Source organism: Neisseria sp. SLRRB23, from assembly GCF_050896295.1.
In the GTDB taxonomy this organism is placed as follows: Bacteria; Pseudomonadota; Gammaproteobacteria; order Burkholderiales; family Neisseriaceae; genus Neisseria.
In genome coordinates this window covers 1-383 of record NZ_JBPBFH010000168.1, presented here as the reverse complement: position 1 = coordinate 383, position 383 = coordinate 1, and the positions used below count along the sequence as shown (strand labels likewise).

Annotated in this window: 2 pseudogenes; one reads left to right on the top strand and one right to left on the bottom strand. The window is 53.5% G+C overall.

The window, feature by feature from the left end:
- Positions 1–12: 12 nt before the first annotated feature.
- A pseudogene (locus ACRPFF_RS11745) lies at positions 13–132 on the top strand (phosphoribosylamine--glycine ligase N-terminal domain-containing protein); the annotation flags it as partial.
- A gap of 1 nt (position 133) precedes the next feature.
- On the opposite strand, the pseudogene ACRPFF_RS11740 reads toward ACRPFF_RS11745, so the two are convergent.
- A pseudogene (locus ACRPFF_RS11740) lies at positions 134–383 on the bottom strand (hypothetical protein); the annotation flags it as partial.

Genomic DNA, 383 nt, shown 5'->3' with positions numbered 1-383 from the left:
CAAGGAGATGGCATGAAACTGCTGGTTATCGGTAATGGCGGTCGCGAACACGCGCTGGCTTGGAAAGTGGCGCAGTTGCCCAAAGTGGAAACAGTATTTGTTGCACCCGGTAAGGCCGGTACGTCGATTGAGGTTAGCGGTACAGGCGTTTGAAGCAGGCGGAAACCGTTTTGACGGTCAGGGCGGCAAGTGCCTGATTGCGCGTGGACTGGTTCAGCATCTGCATCACATCGTTGCCGGTCAGCTGGTTAGGTGCGACAAAACCCTTACCGTCCTCGCCACCCTGAAAAAAGGCGCGATTGTGGCCGACAGCGTGGGCGACTTTAATGCCAACCAATACCTGCAAATCGGCTCCAATAATGTTAACTCCGATTTTTACAATA